Source organism: Stenotrophomonas sp. HMSC10F06 (assembly GCF_001807865.1).
In the GTDB taxonomy this organism is placed as follows: Bacteria; Pseudomonadota; Gammaproteobacteria; order Xanthomonadales; family Xanthomonadaceae; genus Stenotrophomonas; species Stenotrophomonas bentonitica_A.
The window spans coordinates 31547-50683 of record NZ_KV791308.1 but is presented as its reverse complement, the minus strand read 5'-3'; the positions used below and the strand labels follow the sequence as shown (position 1 = coordinate 50683).

Genomic DNA, 19137 nt, shown 5'->3' with positions numbered 1-19137 from the left:
ATTACTGCAACGACGTCGCGTCCAGACGTCGTTGCGCGGCTCGGCTGTCATGGACATTCAGCGCCTGCAGGAGATAGGAACCGGCGTTCTCCGCGTAGGCCCTGCCGCGCTGTGTCGCCAGCCAGCGTTGCTCGGCGGCGGCAGCCACCTGGTCCCCGGCGGCCACCAGGCTGTCCTGCAGGGCGACGTGGACCTGGAACAACTCGCCGCCGTCGATGAGCGTGCGCAAGCGCTGCACCGATTGCGCAGCCCGGCCATCCACGCGATCCTGATTGGCCACCAGCACCGCCACCATCTGCGTTCCACGCGGGTCATCCAGCGCCTTGGCAAGTCGCTGCAGATGCGGCAACTGGCGACGTGCCACGTCATAGAGCTCTGCGCGTTGCGCGAGATAGGCCGAGGCAGCGGCCATGTACAGCCACTCTCCCCGCTCGCCTGCCGCAGGATCGGCCGCCTGCGCGATCATGGTGGCGATAAGCTGCTCATATTCGTGTGCGCCGGCCTTTCGCACGGCAATGCTGGCCAGCGAAAGGGACTGCGCCTGGAACATTCCGCAGATCCGCGCATTGTCACCACAGTGGCGCAGCGCAGCTGCATTGGCCCGCAGTGCCGCCGCCGGCTCACCCGCGTCCAGCGCGACGGCGGTGCCCTCCAGGTGCATGGCAAGATCATCCTTCCGAGCGGCGGCAAGCATGCGCTGGGCGCCCACCAGGTCTCCATGAGCGGCGAGCGCGGCGACCATGTGGCGGTTCACTGACCATTGACCGATCCGTGCGGATTGACGATAGCTGCGCAGTGCCGCATCGGCGTGATTCTGCGCCAGCTCGGCGCGACCGAGCGCCTGCAACGCCATGGCCTGCAACGGGTTCTGTGCGACAGCGGCCTTGCGTGCAGCCTGCTCGGACTCGCTATATCGCCCCACGCTCAGCATGGACCAGGCGTAGTTGGCATGGGCGCCGTGGTAATCGGGATAGAGATCGCCCAAGAGCTTCCACTTTTCGGCCGTGGCGAGTGTTCCGGCGCCGTTGAGATCGGCATCCCAGGCGTCCATGTACAGCCGATCCCGGCCTGACAAGCGACCGGCAGCGCGTTTTGCCGCGGCCAGCGATTGTCGGGCCCCTTCGGGATTGCCCCGGCCCCACTGGATGCGCAGCTGTGCCAGGTAGGCGAACGCGAAGTCCGGATCGAAACGCACCGCCTGCCCGAAAAACCGCTGCGCGTCGTCATAGCGTCCATCGCCGTATGCTTTGACGCCCATCGCGTAGGCATGCAGCGCATCCAGGCTGGCCGTCGCCACCTTGGGCAGCGGCATCGAGTCCCGCGAGATGTCATGCATGGCCTCGCCGAGCTCCACGCGCATCTGAGCCACGACGTCATCGGTGGATCCCAGCAGGGATTCCATGCCGCGGCCATCGGCATGGTCGGACCACGCCGTATTGCCGGTGTTGGGATCGATCAGTTCCAGTGAAACACGCAGCCGCCCATGCACTTCGGCCACGGTGGGTACGATCACGGCTCTGGCACCCTCACGCAGCGCGACCTCGATCGCCGCGTCGCGGTCCAGCGCTCCACCTTCGCGACGCATCCGCTCCAGCGTTTCCTGCACCTTCATGTCGCTGAGCACATTGACGTAACGCGACTGCTCCAGAGAAATGCGGAACGCCTGTTGAAGACTGTCGTCCAGCAGTGCATTGCCGGTCAGGTTATGGAGGTTGCCCAGTACCACCCAATCCCGTTCGCCGAAGGCAATGGCCGGCGTCGGGCGTAGAAAGGCCCAGGTGCCGAAGACCATGCCTGCCACCAGCGCCACCTCGGCCAGCAGTGTCATCGGCCGGCGCCACAGCGGCACGGCACGGCGGGCCTTGGGGCTGCCGCGTGGGGCACGCAGCGGCGCAAACTCCGGTTCGCCCACTTCATGGATGTACTGGCGACCGGGCATGCCCTTGAACCGCCAGCCGCCGTGCGATTTCCACACCAGTCGCTCGCCACGCTCCCCCAGCTCGCCCACCGCGCGATGGGTCAGCGATTCGGCCACGGCCGAGAGCAGGATCTGCCCGGGCCGGGCAAGGGCCATCAGGCGCGCGGCCATCGGCTTGGCCAGGCCCTCGACCTCCAGCGATTTGGCCCCAACCTTGATCGCCTCGGGGCTGTTTTCCCAGGTCAGCACTTCGCCGACGTGCAGGCCCGCGCGTGCGCGCAGCACGATGTTGCGTTGCTTGCCGATCTCCTGCAGGCCGCGCTGGTAATCCAGCGCAAAGCCGAGACCATCGATGGCGCGCTCGAACAACAGCAGCAGGCCATCGGAACGATCGATCAGGCGACCATTCCACTGTTGCTGCAACACCAGCACCAGCCGGTCATGCGCCTGGAACAGCTCGGCCGCGGCCGCATCGCCAATCCGCTCCACCAGGATCAGCGAGTCGCACAGATCGGTGAACAGCAGCGCCCGCATCTGCGGGGCCTGGGTCGACGTTCCGTTGTCGCCGTTCATGCCGATCTCCCGATCAGGGTGTGGCGGTCGCTGATCGCGACCAGTGCAATCGGTTGCCGCCCAGCCGTTTGGCCTGGTACAGCGCATTGTCGGCGCGGGCGTACCACTCGCTCCAGTCGGTCTGCGGGTCGATCAGACAGACCCCGATGCTGACCGGGCACACATGCGGCACGCCATGCGCACGGTCGATCAGGCCATGCACCGCGCTGAGAATGAACTCGGCGGCGTGCTGCAGGCTGTCCTGGTCGGCGCTGCGCAGCAGCAGGCAGAATTCGTCGCCGCCCAGCCGGCAGGCCACGTCCGGCTCGGTGGCCACCGAGCGCAGGATGTTGGCCACGCTCTGCAGCACGCGGTCGCCGGCCTGGTGGCCGTGCACATCGTTGACCTGCTTGAACTGGTCGCAGTCGATCAGCAGCAGGCCCTGCGGCGCGCTGTTTTCCTGCGCACGGCAGTCCTGCAGGTAGAGCGCGAGGCCACGCCGGTTGTGCAGGCCGGTCAGCTCGTCGGTGCGCACCAGCTCGCGGGTGTGGGTGAGCTGGTGGGTGGTGACGTAGAGGTTGTCCAGCGCGGTTTCGAGATCGTGGTTGCGGCGGCGCAGCTGGCGGATCAGCACCTGCTCGTTGCTCACCACCCGCATGATCGTGCGGCGCAGGAAGTAGGCCAGCAGGCCAGGGTCGCGGTCGACCAGACGCTGGAAATCGTCGTGGTCCAGTTCCAGCACGATGCTGTCCTGGACCGCACGCGCGCCGGCCGTGCGCTGGTGGTCGCCGATCAGCAGGCCCAGCTCGCCGAAGAATTCATTGGGACCGAGTGACTTCACGACGAGGTCTTCGCCGAAGTCCAGTTCGATGCAGCCGCTGACGATCACGTACATCGTGTTGCCGGCGTGGCCGCGATGGAACAGATGGGTGCCTGAGGGCAGCTTGCGTTGCCGGCCGAATTCGGAGAACAATGCGGACTCGCCGTTGCTCAGGATGGCGTGCACGATCTCAGCCATCGCCTTTCGGTCGATGTCTGATTCCTGTTCGCACATGATCGCCGCCGCACCCTTGCCGGTCATTTCCGAACACCCGCTTTTCAGCGTCCCCCTGGTGAGCGATGGAGGATAGCACTCCTCAAAACTGTGCGCCCTATCCCATTTCCGACTTTTACCCCCCAAGATCGTGAAAACACGCGCGTTCTACCGCGTCTGACGATGTGAAGAGCCGGGTCCGGAGACGACACAGGGCGTCAGGTCCTCCAACCGGCCGCCCTGTGGGCCTACCCTGGCCGTCCTTGCCGGGTCAGGCCGCGCGTTCGGCGTTGAACTGCTCCTCCTCGGTGGACCCGCTCAGGGCGGTGGTCGAGGACTGGCCCTGCTGGATCGCCTGGGTCACCGCGTCGAAGTAGCCGGTGCCGACCTCGCGCTGGTGCTTGACCGCCGTGAAGCCGCGGTCGGCGGCGGCGAACTCGGCTTCCTGCAGCTCCACGAAGGCGCTCATCTGGCGGCGGGCGTAGCCGTGCGCCAGGTTGAACATCGAGTAGTTCAGGGCGTGGAAGCCGGCCAGGGTGATGAACTGGAACTTGTAGCCATATTTGGCGATCTCCTTCTGGAAGGTCGCGATGGTGGCGTCGTCCAGGTTCTTCTTCCAGTTGAAGCTGGGCGAGCAGTTGTAGGCCAGCAGCTTGCCCGGGAATTTCGCGTGGATGGCCTCGGCGAACTTGCGGGCGAACGCCAGGTCCGGCTTGCCGGTCTCGCACCAGATCAGGTCGGCGTAGGGGGCATACGCCAGGCCGCGGCTGATGGCCTGGTCCAGGCCGTTGCGGGTCTTGTAGAAGCCTTCCACGGTCCGCTCGCCGGTGGTGAACGGCTGGTCGTTGCCATCCACATCGCTGGTCAGCAGGTCGGCCGCCTCGGCATCGGTACGTGCCACCAGCAGGGTCGGGACGCCCATCACGTCGGCGGCCAGGCGCGCGGCGTTGAGCTTCTCGATGGCCTCGCGGGTGGGCACCAGCACCTTGCCGCCCATGTGCCCGCACTTCTTCACCGAGGCCAGCTGGTCCTCGAAGTGCACGCCGGCCGCGCCGGCCTCGATCATCGCCTTCATCAGTTCGAAGGCGTTGAGCACGCCGCCGAACCCGGCTTCGGCATCGGCCACGATCGGCTGCAGGAAGTCGATGTCATCCTTGCCTTCGGCATGGTGCAGCTGATCAGCACGCAGCAGGGTGTTGTTGATGCGCTTGACCACCGCCGGCACCGAGTCGGCCGGGTACAGCGACTGGTCCGGGTACATCTGGCCGGCCAGGTTGGCATCGGCGGCGACCTGCCAGCCGGACAGATAGATCGCGTTCAAGCCGGCCTTGACCTGCTGCATGGCCTGGTTGCCGGTCAGCGCACCCAGCGCGTTGACGAAGTCCTTCTCCTGCAGGTACGTCCACAGCTTCTCCGCGCCCAGCCGTGCCAGCGAGTGCTCCACGTGCACGGTGCCGCGCAGGCGCACCACGTCGGCGGCGGTGTAGTTGCGGGTGATCCCGGCCCAGCGCGGGTCGGTGTTCCAAGCGTGCTGGATCTGTTCGGCGGTCTGCAGGGTGCTCATGTCGAATCTCCAAAAGGGAACGGATGCGGTAACAGCAGGTGGATGGCGGGTGGTCAGTCGAGGCGGTCGTAGGCCGGCAGGGTTCAGTCGAGGCGGTCGTAGGCCGGCAGGGTCAGGAAGTCGGTGAGCTCCTCTCGGCGGCTGAGGTCGGCCAGCAGCGCGATGGACTCGGGGATGCGGGCGCTGCCGGGCAGCGCGGCGGTATCGCCCAGCCGCGCCGGCAGCTGGGCCAGGGTGGCGTCGAGCAGGGCCAGGTCGATGGCGGTGCCGTCGTCCAGGTGCTGGCCGGGAACGTGCAGCCACTGCCACAGCTGGCTGCGGCTGATCTCGGCGGTGGCCGCGTCTTCCATCAGGTGGTGGATCGGCACGCAGCCGTTGCCGTCCAGCCAGGCGGCCAGGTAGCGCACGCAGACTTCCACGTTGCCCTCGAAACCGGCGCGGGTGATGGTGCCGGTGGGCGCGGCGATCAGGTCATCGCGGCCCACCTGCACGTCGTTGCGCAGCACGCGATGCTGGTTCGGCCCGGGCATGTGCTCGTCGAAGATCGCCTGCGCGACCGGGATCAGCGCGGGGTGGGCGACCCAGGTGCCGTCATGGCCGGCGGTGACTTCGCGCAGCTTGTCCGCCCGCACCCGCGCCATCGCCTGCTCGTTGGCGGCCGCGTCGTGGTTGATCGGAATCTGCGCGGCCATGCCACCCATCGCATGCGCGCCGCGGCGGTGACAGGTGCGGATCAGCAGCTCCGAATAAGCCTTCAGGAACGGCTGGGTCATCGTCACCTGGCCGCGCTCGGGCAGCACCTTGTCGGCGTGCCGGCGGAAGGTCTTGATGTAGGAAAAAATGTAGTCCCAGCGGCCACAGTTCAGGCCGACGATGCGGTCGCGCAGCGCATGCAGGATCTCATCCATCTCGAACACCGCCGGCAGCGTTTCGATCAGCACCGTGACCTTGATCTGCCCATGCGGCAGGCCGAGCATGCCCTCGATGTGCGACAGCGCGGTCTCCCACAGTGCCGCCTCTTCCATGCTCTGCAGCTTGGGCAGGTAGAAGTACGGCCCCCGCTGCCTGCACATCAGCGTACGGGCGTTGTGGAAGGCGAACACCGCCGCATCGAACAGGCCACCGGCGATCGGCTGGCCATCGATGCGCACGTGCTTCTCATCCAGGTGCCAGCCCCGCGGGCGGACGATCAGCACGGCCTGCTCGTTGAACGGCCGCAGGGTGTACTGCTTGCCCGGCTTCCCATCCACGGACGGGCCGGTGTGGGTCAGATCGCCACGCACCGCGCCGATCAGCGCCTGCTGGCCGGCCAGCAGGTTGCGCCAGGCCGGGGCGGTGGAATCCTCGAAGTCGGCCATGAACACCTTGGCGCCGGAGTTCAGCGCGTTGATGACCATCTTCGGGTCGGTCGGGCCGGTGATCTCCACCCGGCGGTCCTGCAGCGCCTCCGGCAGCGGGGCGACGTGCCAGTCGCTGGCGCGGATCTCGGCGGTATCGGCACGGAAGTCCGGCAGGCCGCCGCCATCGAAGAAGGCCTGGCGGGCCACCCGTGCCTGCAGCCGGCGCTGACGCTCCGGCTCCACCGCCCGGTGCAGCGACACCAGCAGCGCCAGTACCCCCGCTGGCAGCAGCGCGGACTGGCCGGCCAGCTGGGTGGTCAGGGCAATGCCGGGGGTGGCCGGTGCATCGGCGGGGGTGGACTGGGCGGTGGCGTAAGCGACGGCGGACATGGCGGGCTCCTGCGGTGCGGTTGAGCTCCACCGTGCGCCGCCGCGCCGATATTTGACAAAGCAGTTATTGCAATGGCTTACATAAGGTGTGCTTATACTCATGACGCCATGACCACGCCGCGCACGCCAAGTCCCCGGTTTTCCTATAAATCCGATCGGCTCAAGCCGCTGCGGGCGTTCTGCCAGACGGTCCGCCTGGGCTCAGTCTCACGGGCAGCTGAGGCTTTGTTCGTCAGCCAGCCGGCCATCAGCCAGCAGTTGCAGGCGCTGGAGCGCGAACTCGGGGTCAATCTGTTCGAGCGCAGCGGGCGACGCCTGGTGCCCAGCCGTGAAGGCCAACTGCTGTATGAGATGGCGCTGCCGCTGGTGGAGAACCTGGACGGGCTGGAGGCCAGCTTCCGCGACAAGGTGAAGGGGCTGGACGCGGGCGAGCTCAACATCGCGGCCAACAGCTCGACCATCCTGTACCTGCTGCCGCGCATCGTGGAGCGCTTCCGCCAGCGCCACCCGGATGTCCGCCTGACCCTGCACAACGCGATCAGCGCCGACGGCACCGATCTGCTGCGCAGCGATGCGGCGGACCTGGCGGTGGGCTCGATGACCGACGTGCCGGCCGACCTCAGCTACGCCCCGGCCTACCGCTTCGAGCAGGTGCTGATCGCCCCGCCCGAGCACCCGCTGGCGCACGGCGAACTGAGCCTGGAGGCGATCTCGCAGTACCCGCTGGTGCTGCCGCCCAAGCGCCAGATCACCTACCGGCTGGTTGACCAGGTGTTCCAGCGGCATCGGCTGCCCTACACCGTGGCGCTGGAGGTGGGCGGCTGGGAAGTGATCAAGCAATACGTGGCGATGGGCATGGGCATCTCGATCGTGCCGGCGCTCTGCCTCCACGATGCTGATCGCGAGAAGCTGGTGACGCGCTCGATGAGTGCGTGGTTCCCGGAGCGCAGTTATGGGGTGATCGTGCGGCGTGGACGTTTTCTGTCACCGCAGGCGCGGGCGTTCATCGAGCTGATCCAGCCGGATTTGTTCAGTCCGCGCAGCTATGACGAGAGTGGACATTCGGAGCGGTGAGGCAGACGACGGAAGAAGCCGCCCGCGGCAATGCTCTGCGTATCGGGTAAGACTGCATCCAAGCTGTGCTGCTTGGACGCCTGCAAATACTGCCCAGCAGCCTAAACGATCATCTACGCCCTACGCTTTACATTTCTGCATTTCGATTCCCGGAATTGTGGTAATCAGTAAACCGCAAGCAACCTCGCGTTGCTCTTCGCGCTCTCAGCGGCAGTCGGGCAACTTGAACGCACCTTGGCCATTGGCAACCTGACGCAGCGTCCATTTCGCTTCCAAGGCAGCAATCGCGTTCTTGGCAAACGCTTCAGATGCGTCGGCGTCAGCGCCCTGTGTAAAACCTACTACCGCTTGATAAGGACCCAGGCTCAAGTTCCCTGCTGCGAGCCCCACACCGTCCTCTCCAGTTACTGAAATTCCGATGACCCTATAACCCGGGTCCATGCCAAGCGTTCGCAGCTCTCGCTGGATACCTGAACTCCGATCAACAAAGCCCAGGGAATTGTCGGAAGCGATCTTTTCGAGAACCCCAATCAGCTCATCGACGCCCCGCTCATCATCAAAACACAGCTGCGCTATCCTAGGTCCAACATCATTCTTGGCGCAGCTCAACGCCAAGACTAGAACGGAGAGCACAATCAGCGTTCTCGAACCTGAAATCAAATTCACCCCCTCCCGCGCTAAGCATAAATTTAATCAAAGTTCATGCCTCGTCACTCCAACCTAACAAACCAATCAGATATTTGGAGAGTGTAGTGGTTACGAAGAACCATACGATCGCCAGCACTGGCGTGGCTTGAGATAAGTACTTTGGCAGGTTCCAAAATATCGCAACACCAAAGAAGTAGATAAAAATAAAAATAAGTGCCGAGAAAGCCATCCGTGACTTCTTTGAGTACTTTGAATTAGCTTCTTTTCGCATTTCGACAGCCTTAATAAATTTGGAAAACTATTGAGGAGCATCGCAAGATGACGGAGCTTTCTCCAAGAAATCAATTATTCCATTCTTATCACAGTCAAGCTCTGCACAGCCCATTTCTACAGGCTCCATAAGAGCGACAACTACAGATACTCGCCCCAGTAGTGATGAAGCCTTCGGCACCAGCTGTCCACGATTGTTTACGCTCATAACACCCATCGTCGCCTTACTCACAACCAAGCCCATTCCAAGCTTCTCTGCCCAATGTATGGCCGAAGTCGGCGTCTTGATGACTATCGGACCATACCCTGGGTTAAATCCGTTCAACGGCCCTCCAACCAAACCGAGCGGATCTACATAATAAATTGGATTTCCCTTTGCGTACGCATACGTGTTAATACCTCCATCCAACCCAATTGGATCACTCTGCACGTACCGGGCAATGCTTGCGTCGTAATCCCGGAATCCGTTGTACCAGAGCCCCGTCTCGGCATCGTAGTACTGGCCTGGGAAACCAATGTTCAGCCCCCCAATGCTGTCCTGCTGAACACTGCGGCCATAGGCGTAGTTGTAAGCCTTCCACACCGTCTGCTGGCTGGCGTTCGTAGCGAATTCAGGCCGCCCCAGATGATCGGCGTGTACAAAGTTAACTTGCCCACCACGGTCCAAGCCTACCAGCTCGCCGCCGAACCAAAGGTAGTTCGTCCAAGTACCGTCCGTCAGCTCCGAGGTGAGCTGATTCTGCCCCGCGTAGTAGTAGCGGCTCGTGCTTGCGTTGAGCTTCGCTACACGCTGGCCTTGCGCATTGAGCATGTAGTTTGTAACGGTCCCATTGACGTTAGCCTGACTCATCCGGTTGAAGGGGCTGTAGGTGTACGTCTGCACGCGCGAACCGCTCGTCTCGCTGATTCTGTTACCTACAGCATCGTACTGGTACTGGCGGCCTACGCCATCACTCGTGTAGTTCAGGACGCGATTGCTCTGAGGATCGATGCTGTACTGGGTCAACGAGGTTCCTGCTTGGTAACGATCGTGATTGCCACCCGCATCGTACGAGAGCTGGTTGGTCACGCCGAATCGCGTCAGGGTGGTCAGGCGACTCAGCGCGTCGTAGCCAATGACCTGCGTCATGTCCGGGGAGACCCCGTCACCTATCCGGGTGATCTCATTGTCCGCGCTGTGCTGGTAGTCCCAGGCGCTCAGTGCGGTGTTGTCCCCTCGCCGTACGGACATGGAGGTGAGGCGGCCGTCCAGATCGTGGCCATATCCACGCACAAGACCATTGCCGTAAGAGAGGTTGTTTCGAGCACCCGTTGCTTTGTAACTCGCGGCTGTGATCACCGGCTTGGTCACACCGTTGATGGTCACGGACATTGAACCAAGTTGACCGCCGGCCCCGTACCCGTATTCAACAGCGTTTCCATTGGGATAGGTGATCTTGTTAGGCCTGCCAATCCCGTCGAAGCCGTAGGTGGTGCTGTGGTCCGTCGTCGCTCCACCGGCAATGATGAAGTCCCGCCTGATCAAAACTTCACCAGCAGGGCTGTAGGCGAAATGTGTGGATGTGGTTGGAGCGGCCAATCCACATAGCCGGCCCAGCCCCCTACTGCACCAATCATAGCTGTAACTGTGTTGTTGACCGTCGGAATTGACCTCAGTAAGTCGTCCCAAACCGTCATGAGTAAAGGACACCGTACTGCCATCGTTACGCACGGTACCCGTTCGCATTCCGCCTGCGTTGTATTGGTGGCTCGTGACCCCAGTATCCGGACTGCTCTGCTTCCACAGTTGTCCAAATCCATCGTATTCGAATCTCGTTACCAATCCACGGGGGTCGATCACCTTGGTAACACGATCACCCACGTCGTGGGCCAGCAGTGTCGCGCCACCCGCTGGATCTATCTTCTTCAACAATCGTCCTCGCGCGTCATACTCGAATTTCGTCGTGCGATTCTGCGAATCCGTGATTTGGATCAGACGGTCCTCAGCGTCATAGGCGTAGCGGACGTTCTGACCACTGTTACCGTTCTCCGCCACCAGTCTTCCCAGCTCGTCATACTGATAGTCAACGCTGTAGGAAACTGTGCTCAACGCGATCAGTGTTGCCGTTGCGATGGACATCAGCGCTCTCCTTCCGTGGACTTCAGCATCTGGCCGCCTGGCTCGACTGACATTGGCGCCTGACACTCTCCGTTCGGCTTACAGACCCAGCCAACATTGGACACGGTCACTCCCGTGGTGGCTCGCGGGCCCCACGCTGTACCACTGCTCGCCATCTGCGCAGAATATTCGAAGTACATGTTTCCCGTCCCAGGATTTTCTGGCGCGATGGTTTGACTGAAGACCACCTCTCCCCCAGGAGGAACTGGTGCTGACAGGAGCATGCTGTTGTTTAGGTGGATGAATCCCCAAGCAAGATAGGTATTGCTATGCCAGACGATATTTCCTGTGTTGCGCACCCGAGCAGTCAGCTCGGTGGTTTCTCCATTTACGATATTAGTCGGAGAAGTGTTAAAGCTGATGATCTGCGCGCTAAGTGTGGCCGGTGGAACGGTATGGCTGCCGGATCCGGTAACGACCAGGTTGGATTGTCCAACAGGCGAGATGCCGTGAACGTGCAGCGTTTTGTTGGCGTGGGCCTGGCGGGTGCCAAAGTCTAAGAGCACCCTGAACCGATGCGCAGTTGTCGCCACCTGACAGCTATGTGCGACGGTGGCGTCACCTGGCAGGTTGGCGGTCCCGCTTGCAACGTGCGTGCCCGAACCCGCAGCGCCGCCAGCATAGACGTGGACAGCGATAGGTGCAGCAACACCAACGGAGCACGCCCACCCTTCGATGTATGAGTTCCATGTTTCGTCTTGGACCACCCCACTGACGCCGCCAATGATCGTCGCTGTCGGGATCAGATGATCTGCCGCGCTCGGCAAAGCCCGATTGTAAGTGGCTCCTTGAGGCGATACGCCTTGGACCGAAACAGTTCGGCCACCCAACTGTTGGCGCTGAGCCAAGGTGATTGGCACGCGAAATCCGTACGCTGCTCCACTCGCCTGGCAAACGTTCGCAACCTCAGTACCGGTAGCCCTATTCGCCTTGGTGCTTCCGATGTGCAAACCCCGCTGGCATAGGCGTCGACCTGGATGGATGCGGCGGATCCAGTAGTGCAGGCCCAACCGTGTACGAACCAGTTCCACTGGCCGTCGTGTGCGACACCATCGATGTATCCAACTACTTGGCTATCGGCTGGATAGTCGCTTTGCGATATTTCGGTTCGAGTACGGTTAGAGGCGTTGTCGTAACTATGCTTCACCCTTGCAAACTGCCCGTCTCCGAGGGGCCTAGACTCCAGCACCAGTCTCCGTGCAGCGTCGTAGCTGTAGCTTACTTTGATGCCATCGGGGCGGAGGATGCTCGCCAGATTGCCAGTTGGATCGTAGCTGATAGTCGTCGTGGCCCAGTCATTCCCAATGCTTCTACGAGACGAGGCAACTCTTCCCCGCGCATCGTAAGAGATTTCGGTTACATCGCCATTGACGCCAACGATTCGGCCAGGCTGTCCAAGACCGTTGTAGTTGCTGTAGCTCACGGTGTGACCGAGTGCGTTTTTGACCGCGAGAAGGTCGCCTGACCCACTATATGTTTCGATGACGTCATCTTGCGCGAGAGGTCCGTCGGACTTTATTGATGCCTTTAGCCCATTGGAGTGGTAAGTGTAGGTGTATGTCGTGACACTGGACTGGCCCACCGCACCAATTGCACTGGCGTTCCGCGCAGTGGATGAGGCCAGGTTTCCCTTGGCGTCATAAGTGAAACTGTTCTCGACGTCGCCCACTATTCTCTGCTTCAGCAAGCGGTTCTTCCCAGTGTCCCACTCCCACGTTGTTGTCCGTTCGGCACTGGTTCCGACCGCCTCAACCTGTTTGAGCAGGAAGCCTTGGGGACTGTAATCAAAGTTGGTCAAGTTGTCCGCGAAGTCGTGGACCAGGTCGGGGTAGCCATTGGCGTCATAACTACGCTCCTTATAGCTGGCTGCACATTTCGGTGACGCATCTCCTTTTACCGATACTTGCCTACCATCCTCGTACTTGTAGGTAGTCTTACGGCCGAGCGGGTTGGTCTCAGTGACGCTGATCTTTACTGCACGGTCCCTGGTGGTCGGAAGTTGGGAAAGCGGGTCTGTAGGTAGGCCAGGTGACCCAGGTACGCCGGGAAGGTTGATAATTGGGCCGCCGGACGTCGGCAGAGATGGCTGGGACGGGAAGGACGGCAGGGACTGTGGGGCATAGCAGATTTCTCCTCCTACGCGCGGTTCGCACCATGGTGAACCCGGCGTACTCCCCGTCCCTCCGGCAGACCGTCCTGGCTGAGCAGGTGCGGGGGGAGGGGCGACGGCTTCCGTCTGAAGTACAGCGTAGCTGTAAGTAAAGCGTTCGACTCCACCTGCATGCTCGGAAAGAACCGCGCGCCTGCTCGCATCGTAGGCAAAGGTTGAGTATCGATTACCATTGAACGATTTGCCCGTAAGGGCGCCGGGGAATCTCGCATCTTCATAGTGGTAGCTGATGGTTGTAGCGGGCGCGCCAGGCATTACAGCAGAGGCGAGTCGGGGGCGGTTACTACCGAAGGCATTGGCGGTGTACGTGTATTGGTAAGCGTTCCCGGCTGGGTCCGTTACACTCACGAGCTGGCCATTACTCCAGGAAAAGTTGATTTGTCGACCCGAAGAATGAGTCACCCGCTGGAGATAACGATTATTGTAAGAGTACGTCCATGCCACGCCTTGTTCATCGCGCTGCTGCGTAATGAATCCTTCGGCGTTATAGCTCTCTGTCCCGCGCTGTTCGTTGTGCAGCGTGAATGAGCCATCGCCGTTTTGCTTGATGTACGCCACCGGTTGCGCTTTGTCCTCGAACCAGTAACCACTGCTCAGGTCACGGAGGAACTTGATTCGCCGACCATCTGGCCGTTGCGACCAAGCCAGATTCCTTTCATCAGAGAATGCCAGTGAGTAGTCGAAGTTGCTCAGCCAGTGTTGGCCAAAGATGCCAACCGCACTCCAATGGTGGTTGTAGGTGCGCTGCAGATACAGGCCCATTTCTCCCTGGCTCGCAAAATCCAGCTCAGGCTCCACCTTGTTCCCAGTGTAAAGAACCACGGGATTCCCACTAACTTCTGGACAGTCGTCCTGCCTATCGTCGGTTTCCTGCTCTTTCGATGTTTGGGCAGGGGCTGCAGTTCCTCCTCCGCCCCCCCCTATTGGCAGCTGGATGTAAGGAGCGGAGATCCCGCTATAGGACTTAAATAGGGGAGGCTGATTGGGTCTAGTCCCACGGACGGTCATCCTTGCCATATCTGTTGTGGCTACCCCACCCCCGCCCTCGGCTTGGCTGATTATTCGCACCTTTTCTTTCGCGGGCGCTGCAAAAGCACTCGTTGATATGACGCCCAAAGAAACGATAGGCAATAGCGTCATCACATAGGAGAAGCGCCTCTTACCCGGGCTATTGGGCGTGCTTTTTCCATCCATGGATACTGACTCATTCACTTAGAATTAAGCTTAAGCTACATCGTTCACGGTTCAGCAAGCAAGCCTGGGGTTGTTTAATAGACTGCCGTGGCGGACGCATGCTCGGCAGTAACGGGCCGATTACATTGATGTACGGCGACTAGGTACGGACTAAGACGTTTGTTGACGACCGTCCCTTCAAGGCTCGTTAGAACAACGAACCCTGCGGCGAGTCCACCCGCGGCGGCAGCGGCCGCAGGAAGCGGGTGCAGTCCAGTTTCGGCCAGTGGCTGTGCTGCGCATCGAAGCCCAGGCGCTTGCGGGCCAGCTTGAAGCGGTTGGACAGCAGATCCGCGTGCACGCCCTCGCCGCGCATGCGCGGGACGAACTGGCTTATGTAGTTCTTGTCTTCGCGCAGGTGGTTGATCGAGCGTGGCGCGGCCCAGATAGCGGGTGTGAGACTAGCTACTCCGCTGTGCAGGTATATTCCACGCGCCATCTTCGGCTGCTGCCACCAGTTTTCGCAGGTGCAGTTGACGCTACGCGAGATGAACGCCATGCAGCGGATCGGTGCACTGATCGCCGGAGAATTGTATGTGGGGTTGGTCCGCGGCCGTGCCCTACCCGCCGCTAACGTCACGCAAACTGCTCAGTGATCCGCTTGCGCTGGTGGGGTTGGAGGTGGCGGTGTTGTCCGCCTCCTGCTGCCATATCCAGTTGGATGAAACGTTACACGACGAGACCCACATCCATCGTCGGCCAGGCAATCAGACAATTGGCAAACCGAACGCCATAATCCCCCCCATGTCCATCGAACTCCGCCACCTACGCTACTTCCTGGCCGTCGCCGAGACGCTGCACTTCGGCCGCGCGGCCGAGCGGCTGGGGATGTCGCAGCCGCCGCTCAGCCAACAGATCCGCCAGCTGGAAACACTGCTCGGCGCGCGGTTGTTCCTGCGCGCGAACCGCCGGGTGGAACTGACCGACGCCGGTCGCGTGCTGCAGGAGCAGGCGCGTGAGGTGCTGGCGCGGGTGGATACCGCGATCGATCTGACCCAGCGCGCGCAACGCGGGGAAACCGGTGAGCTGCGCATCGGGCTGACCCGGGCGACGCCGCTGTCCACGCAGATTCCGCGCGCGATCTTCGCCTACCGTCAGCAATTCCCGCAGGTGCAGTTGAAGCTGCGCGAGATGAATACCCTGCAGCAGATCGATGCGCTGATGGCCGGCGAGCTGGATGTCGGGTTGATCCGCAAACGTGCCCTGCCCGCGCCGCTGATGTCTCGCAAGCTCTTCAGTGATCCACTTGCGCTGGTGGTGCACGATCAGCATCCGCTGGTGCGTGAGTTGCCGGCCGATGCGGCGGTGGCGCTGCGGCTGTTCGCGCATGAGCCGTTTGTCGGTTTCCTGCGCGAGGTGGGTGCGGGCATCCACGATCATGTCATCGCGCTGTGCCGCAGCGCGGGGTTCACCCCACGCATCGTGCAGGAGGCAGGGGAAGCCTCGACGCTGATCAGCCTGGCGGCCTCGGGGCTGGGGGTAACGGTACTGCCTGCCTCGTGCTGCCATATCCAGGTGGACGGCGCGCGCTTCGTCGCACTCAGTGATCGCGCGGCCAGTTCCGAAGTGCACGTCGCCTGCCGACGCGGTGCGGCCTCGCCCCTGATCGGTCACTTCACCCGGCTGCTGCAGGGTGTCAGCGGCTGAGCGCGAGCGTAGCGGTACCCGGTTGCACGCGCTGGCCCAGGCGCCAGGCAATCGCGCCACCGGCCACGGTCAGTACGCCGACGAAGCCGCACACGCCCAGCCAGTCCCAGCGGGTGTAGAACACGCCGCCGAGCACGCCGGCCACGCTGGAGCCCAGGTAGTAGGCGAACAAATACAGGGCGGACGCTTCGGCGCGCATCGCACCGGCGCGGCTGCCAACCCAGCTGCTGGCCACCGAGTGGCCGCCGAAGAAGCCGAACGTCACCAGCGCGATGCCGGCCGCCATGCAGCCCAGCCACGGCATCGCCAGCAGCACGATGCCCAGCGCGATCAATCCGTAGCAGATCGCCAGCACGCGGCTGCGGCCATGGCGGTTGGCCTGCTGCCCCATCCACGCCGAGCTGAAGGTGCCGACCAGATACACGCTGAAGATCAAACCGACCACGGTCTGGCTGAGGCCATACGGCGGCGCCAGCAGGTGGAAGCCGAGGTAGTTGTAGAGGGTGACGAACACGCCCATCAGCACGAAGGCGGTCGCGAACAGCCACGGCAGACCGGGATCGCCGAACAGGCTGCGCCAGCGCGCCGGCAGTTCGCGCAGGCCGCCACGGCGGCTCTGGAAGTGGCGCGAGGGCGGCAGCTGGATCCACAGCAGCACGGTACTGAGCAGCGCGATCAGCGAGACCACGCCAATGCCCCAGCGCCAGCCCCAATGGTCGGCGACGATGCCCGCGATGAGACGACCACTCATGCCGCCGATCGCATTGCCGCCGATGTACAGGCCCATCGCCAGGCCCAGCGCGCGGCTGTCCATTTCCTCGGCGAGGTAAGTCATGCCCACCGCCGGTACGCCACTGAGCGCGATGCCGAGCAGCGTGCGCAGCACCAGCAGCGTAGTCCAGTCATCCACCATCGCGGTGGCGACAGACAATACGCTCGACGCCAGCAACGCCGCGACCATCACGCTGCGGCGGCCGATGCGGTCGGAGATCAATCCCGCGATCAGCATCGAGACCGCCAGCAGACCGGTGCTCAGCGACAGGGTCAGCGCGCTGTTGGCTGCGGAGACGCCGAAGTGGCGACTGAATTCGGGCAGCAGCGGCTGCACTGTGTAGAGCAGCCCGAAGGTGGAGAAGCCGGCCAGGAACAGCGCGGCCGCCGTGCGCCGGAAGGCCGGGGTGCCCTGCTGGATCTGATCGCCGGCCGCCGCTGCGCTGGTGGTGGCCGGGGGGCTGCGGTCGGGGACCGCTGCGGTGTCGCCATTCATGCCGGTAAGGCCCGCGTGCGTGGGCCGGAGCGAGGAGTCAGCGCTCAGGATAGGCAGCGCGGACAGGTCGATCCATAACCTGATAGGTCTGAATCGAGACGTTGCAGATATCGATTCAGTTCGCGGCCCGGATTACAGCGTCTGCCAGGTCAGGCCTTCGCCGCGCCGGTAGTAAACATGCGAGGCCTTGCCGTACAGCGCGCTGGCCTGGACCAGGCCGAAGAAGCGGCCGTCGGCACTGTTGCCGCGGTGGTCGCCGAGCATCAGCACCTGCCCGGCGGGTACGGTCAGGCCGGTGATGTCCGGGCCACCGCCCTGGCCCAGATCCAGCTGCGCCAGATGCTGGCCGAAGTCCTCGATCTCACCCACCCCGGCCTGGGCCAGCGGACGGCCGTTGATGCTCAGGTGACCGTCGTGCAGCTCGACCCGATCCCCGCCGACCGCCGCAATGCGCTTGATCAGCCGGGTGCCGTCCTGCGGGGAATTAAACACCGCCACGTCACCGCGCTGCGGCTGGCCGGTGTGCAGCAGCTCCACCGAGGTGAACGGCAGGCGCACGCCGTAGGCGCGCATGTCCACCACCACCCGGTCGCCCGGCATCAGCGTGTGCTGCATCGAGCCGCTGGGCACCTGGTAGTGGTTGGCCAAGGTGTCGCGCGCCGCGGCGAGCAGGCCGAGCATGACCAGCAGCGGCAGCGCTTCTTTCTTGAGCCAGCGCAGCAGGCGGTGGTCGTTGGGGGCAGCGGCGGCGGGGGTGTCCATACGGGCGCTCCAGGAAGTGTGTGGCTGTGACCGAATGGACGGCGGGCAAGTTCCCTGCCCCGCGCTGAAAAAGCTACGCACTCTTTACGCAGGGGCCGCCCGGTCGGCATCGCGGTTTTACGGGGCGCGGCCGCATCGTGGCGACACCGCGCCGAAGGGCGCTTCGAAGAGACGCTCCATGACCATCCTGCTGATCCGGCACACACCGTCGAACGCCGTGCCGGACGCGTCGCCGCTGCCTGCGCGGGTCGCCGGGCACCGCCTGGCCTGCCGCGACTGCGACTCCCTGCCGGCCCTGGTGCGCTGTCTGCAGCGTGCACAGCGCAGCCGCCCGGCGCTGGTCCTGATCGCCACCGCAGCGGTCGATGCACCGCAGTGGGCTCGTTATGGCCAGGCGCTGCGCACCGCGCTGGAGGACCTGCCAGCGCCGTACATCGAGATGGCCAGCAACGACGACGACGCGCTGGACGAGCACCTGCATCCGCAGCACGCCCCGGCCGCGCGGGTGGTCTGCAGCAGCGGCCGCCAGGATGCGTGTCGCCTGTCGCTGGCGATCGCCGCCCATCGCCTGCAGGCCGTGGAGGGCTGAGCCATGTCGATCTTCATCATCCGCGGGCCGGAGGCGGCCGGGCAGCTGATCCGTACCGCGCAGCCGCTGCCGGCGCTGGTCCTGAAATCCCTGGTGCACCGTGCGATCGATGCGGGCACCACGGTGGCGATCCGCGCGTGCGGCTCGGAGCAGGAGTTGCTGGACGCCCTGCGCGTGGCCGATCACAGCCGTGGCGAAGTCACCCTGCTCGATCCGGGTGCGTGCGTGAACAGCGCGCGCCTGCAGCGCCTGCTGCCGCATCTGCACAACGCCTACGTGGAAGTGCACGACGACGATGCGCGCGCACCGGAAGCGTGCTTGCCAGCGGATGTGGGCCAGCGCATCGGCGTGGCGCGTGGGTACTGCGCGCAGAGTTACATGCACGCGCTGGAGATCGCGCTGGATCACCTGGGGTGCAGTGAGATCGCCGAGGGCGTGCACGTGGGGACGTGAGGCGCGGGGTCGGTGGGGCGGGCGCTGGGCCCCTATGCCCTTGGAGGCGAAATAAAGGGGGAGGGGGCG

At 63.3% G+C, this 19137-nt stretch carries 15 protein-coding genes; 4 read left to right on the top strand and 11 right to left on the bottom strand.

Features of this window, described 5'->3' with window-relative positions; genetic code table 11:
- Position 1: 1 nt before the first annotated feature.
- From HMPREF3113_RS17225 to aceB, 4 genes are all read right to left on the bottom strand, one after another.
- Positions 2–2491: a putative peptide modification system cyclase gene (locus tag HMPREF3113_RS17225; protein ID WP_070474297.1), complete on the bottom strand. Its 2490-nt coding sequence runs from the start codon at positions 2489–2491 to the stop codon at positions 2–4.
- Positions 2492–2504: 13 nt separating this feature from the next.
- On the bottom strand, positions 2505–3551 hold the full coding sequence (locus HMPREF3113_RS17220) for a GGDEF domain-containing protein (protein ID WP_070474294.1): 1047 nt from the start codon (positions 3549–3551) through the stop codon (positions 2505–2507).
- A 223-nt stretch (positions 3552–3774) separates the two neighbouring features.
- On the bottom strand, positions 3775–5067 hold the full coding sequence (aceA, locus tag HMPREF3113_RS17215) for an isocitrate lyase (protein WP_070474290.1): 1293 nt from the start codon (positions 5065–5067) through the stop codon (positions 3775–3777).
- Between the two features lie 83 nt (positions 5068–5150).
- The gene (aceB, locus tag HMPREF3113_RS17210; RefSeq protein ID WP_070474287.1) at positions 5151–6797 is read right to left on the bottom strand and encodes a malate synthase A; all 1647 of its coding nucleotides are present in this window, start codon (positions 6795–6797) and stop codon (positions 5151–5153) included.
- Between the two features lie 108 nt (positions 6798–6905).
- Between aceB and HMPREF3113_RS17205 the strand changes: the two genes are divergently transcribed.
- Positions 6906–7871 (top strand): LysR family transcriptional regulator, encoded by a 966-nt coding sequence (locus HMPREF3113_RS17205; protein WP_070474283.1) that lies wholly within the window; start codon positions 6906–6908, stop codon positions 7869–7871.
- A gap of 204 nt (positions 7872–8075) precedes the next feature.
- Here the strand turns inward: HMPREF3113_RS17205 and HMPREF3113_RS18690 are convergent, their stop codons facing one another.
- From HMPREF3113_RS18690 to HMPREF3113_RS19070, 5 genes are all read right to left on the bottom strand, one after another.
- Positions 8076–8537: a hypothetical protein gene (locus HMPREF3113_RS18690; RefSeq protein ID WP_139146400.1), complete on the bottom strand. Its 462-nt coding sequence runs from the start codon at positions 8535–8537 to the stop codon at positions 8076–8078.
- 34 nt (positions 8538–8571) lie between these two features.
- Positions 8572–8790 carry a hypothetical protein gene (locus HMPREF3113_RS18685; RefSeq protein WP_139146399.1) on the bottom strand — a complete coding sequence of 73 codons (219 nt, stop codon included), beginning with the start codon at positions 8788–8790 and terminating at the stop codon, positions 8572–8574.
- A 27-nt stretch (positions 8791–8817) separates the two neighbouring features.
- Complete coding sequence (locus HMPREF3113_RS17200) at positions 8818–10908, bottom strand: RHS repeat domain-containing protein (protein ID WP_083298847.1); 2091 nt, start codon at positions 10906–10908, stop codon at positions 8818–8820.
- Positions 10909–11689: 781 nt separating this feature from the next.
- Positions 11690–14311 (bottom strand): DUF6531 domain-containing protein, encoded by a 2622-nt coding sequence (locus HMPREF3113_RS18500; RefSeq protein ID WP_254665322.1) that lies wholly within the window; start codon positions 14309–14311, stop codon positions 11690–11692.
- Positions 14312–14498: 187 nt separating this feature from the next.
- A complete protein-coding gene (locus HMPREF3113_RS19070) occupies positions 14499–14849 on the bottom strand; it encodes a hypothetical protein (protein WP_254665321.1) in 351 nt (116 codons plus the stop codon).
- A gap of 245 nt (positions 14850–15094) precedes the next feature.
- On the opposite strand from HMPREF3113_RS19070, the gene HMPREF3113_RS17190 reads away from it, so the two are divergent.
- Positions 15095–15997, top strand: a complete 903-nt coding sequence (locus HMPREF3113_RS17190; RefSeq protein WP_070474274.1) for a LysR substrate-binding domain-containing protein — start codon at positions 15095–15097, stop codon at positions 15995–15997.
- On the opposite strand, the gene HMPREF3113_RS17185 is transcribed toward HMPREF3113_RS17190, so the two are convergent.
- Complete coding sequence (locus HMPREF3113_RS17185; protein ID WP_070474271.1) at positions 15987–17264, bottom strand: MFS transporter; 1278 nt, start codon at positions 17262–17264, stop codon at positions 15987–15989. The two genes, HMPREF3113_RS17190 and HMPREF3113_RS17185, sit on opposite strands and share 11 nt — an antisense overlap.
- A gap of 132 nt (positions 17265–17396) precedes the next feature.
- Positions 17397–18026 (bottom strand): signal peptidase I, encoded by a 630-nt coding sequence (gene lepB, locus HMPREF3113_RS17180; protein WP_070474267.1) that lies wholly within the window; start codon positions 18024–18026, stop codon positions 17397–17399.
- A gap of 178 nt (positions 18027–18204) precedes the next feature.
- Here lepB and HMPREF3113_RS17175 point away from each other — a divergent pair, with 178 nt between their 5' ends.
- Positions 18205–18615 carry a hypothetical protein gene (locus HMPREF3113_RS17175; RefSeq protein ID WP_046272279.1) on the top strand — a complete coding sequence of 137 codons (411 nt, stop codon included), beginning with the start codon at positions 18205–18207 and terminating at the stop codon, positions 18613–18615.
- A gap of 3 nt (positions 18616–18618) precedes the next feature.
- Positions 18619–19068 carry a 3-dehydroquinate dehydratase gene (locus HMPREF3113_RS17170; protein WP_070474263.1) on the top strand — a complete coding sequence of 150 codons (450 nt, stop codon included), beginning with the start codon at positions 18619–18621 and terminating at the stop codon, positions 19066–19068.
- The last annotated feature ends 69 nt before the right edge of the window (positions 19069–19137 follow it).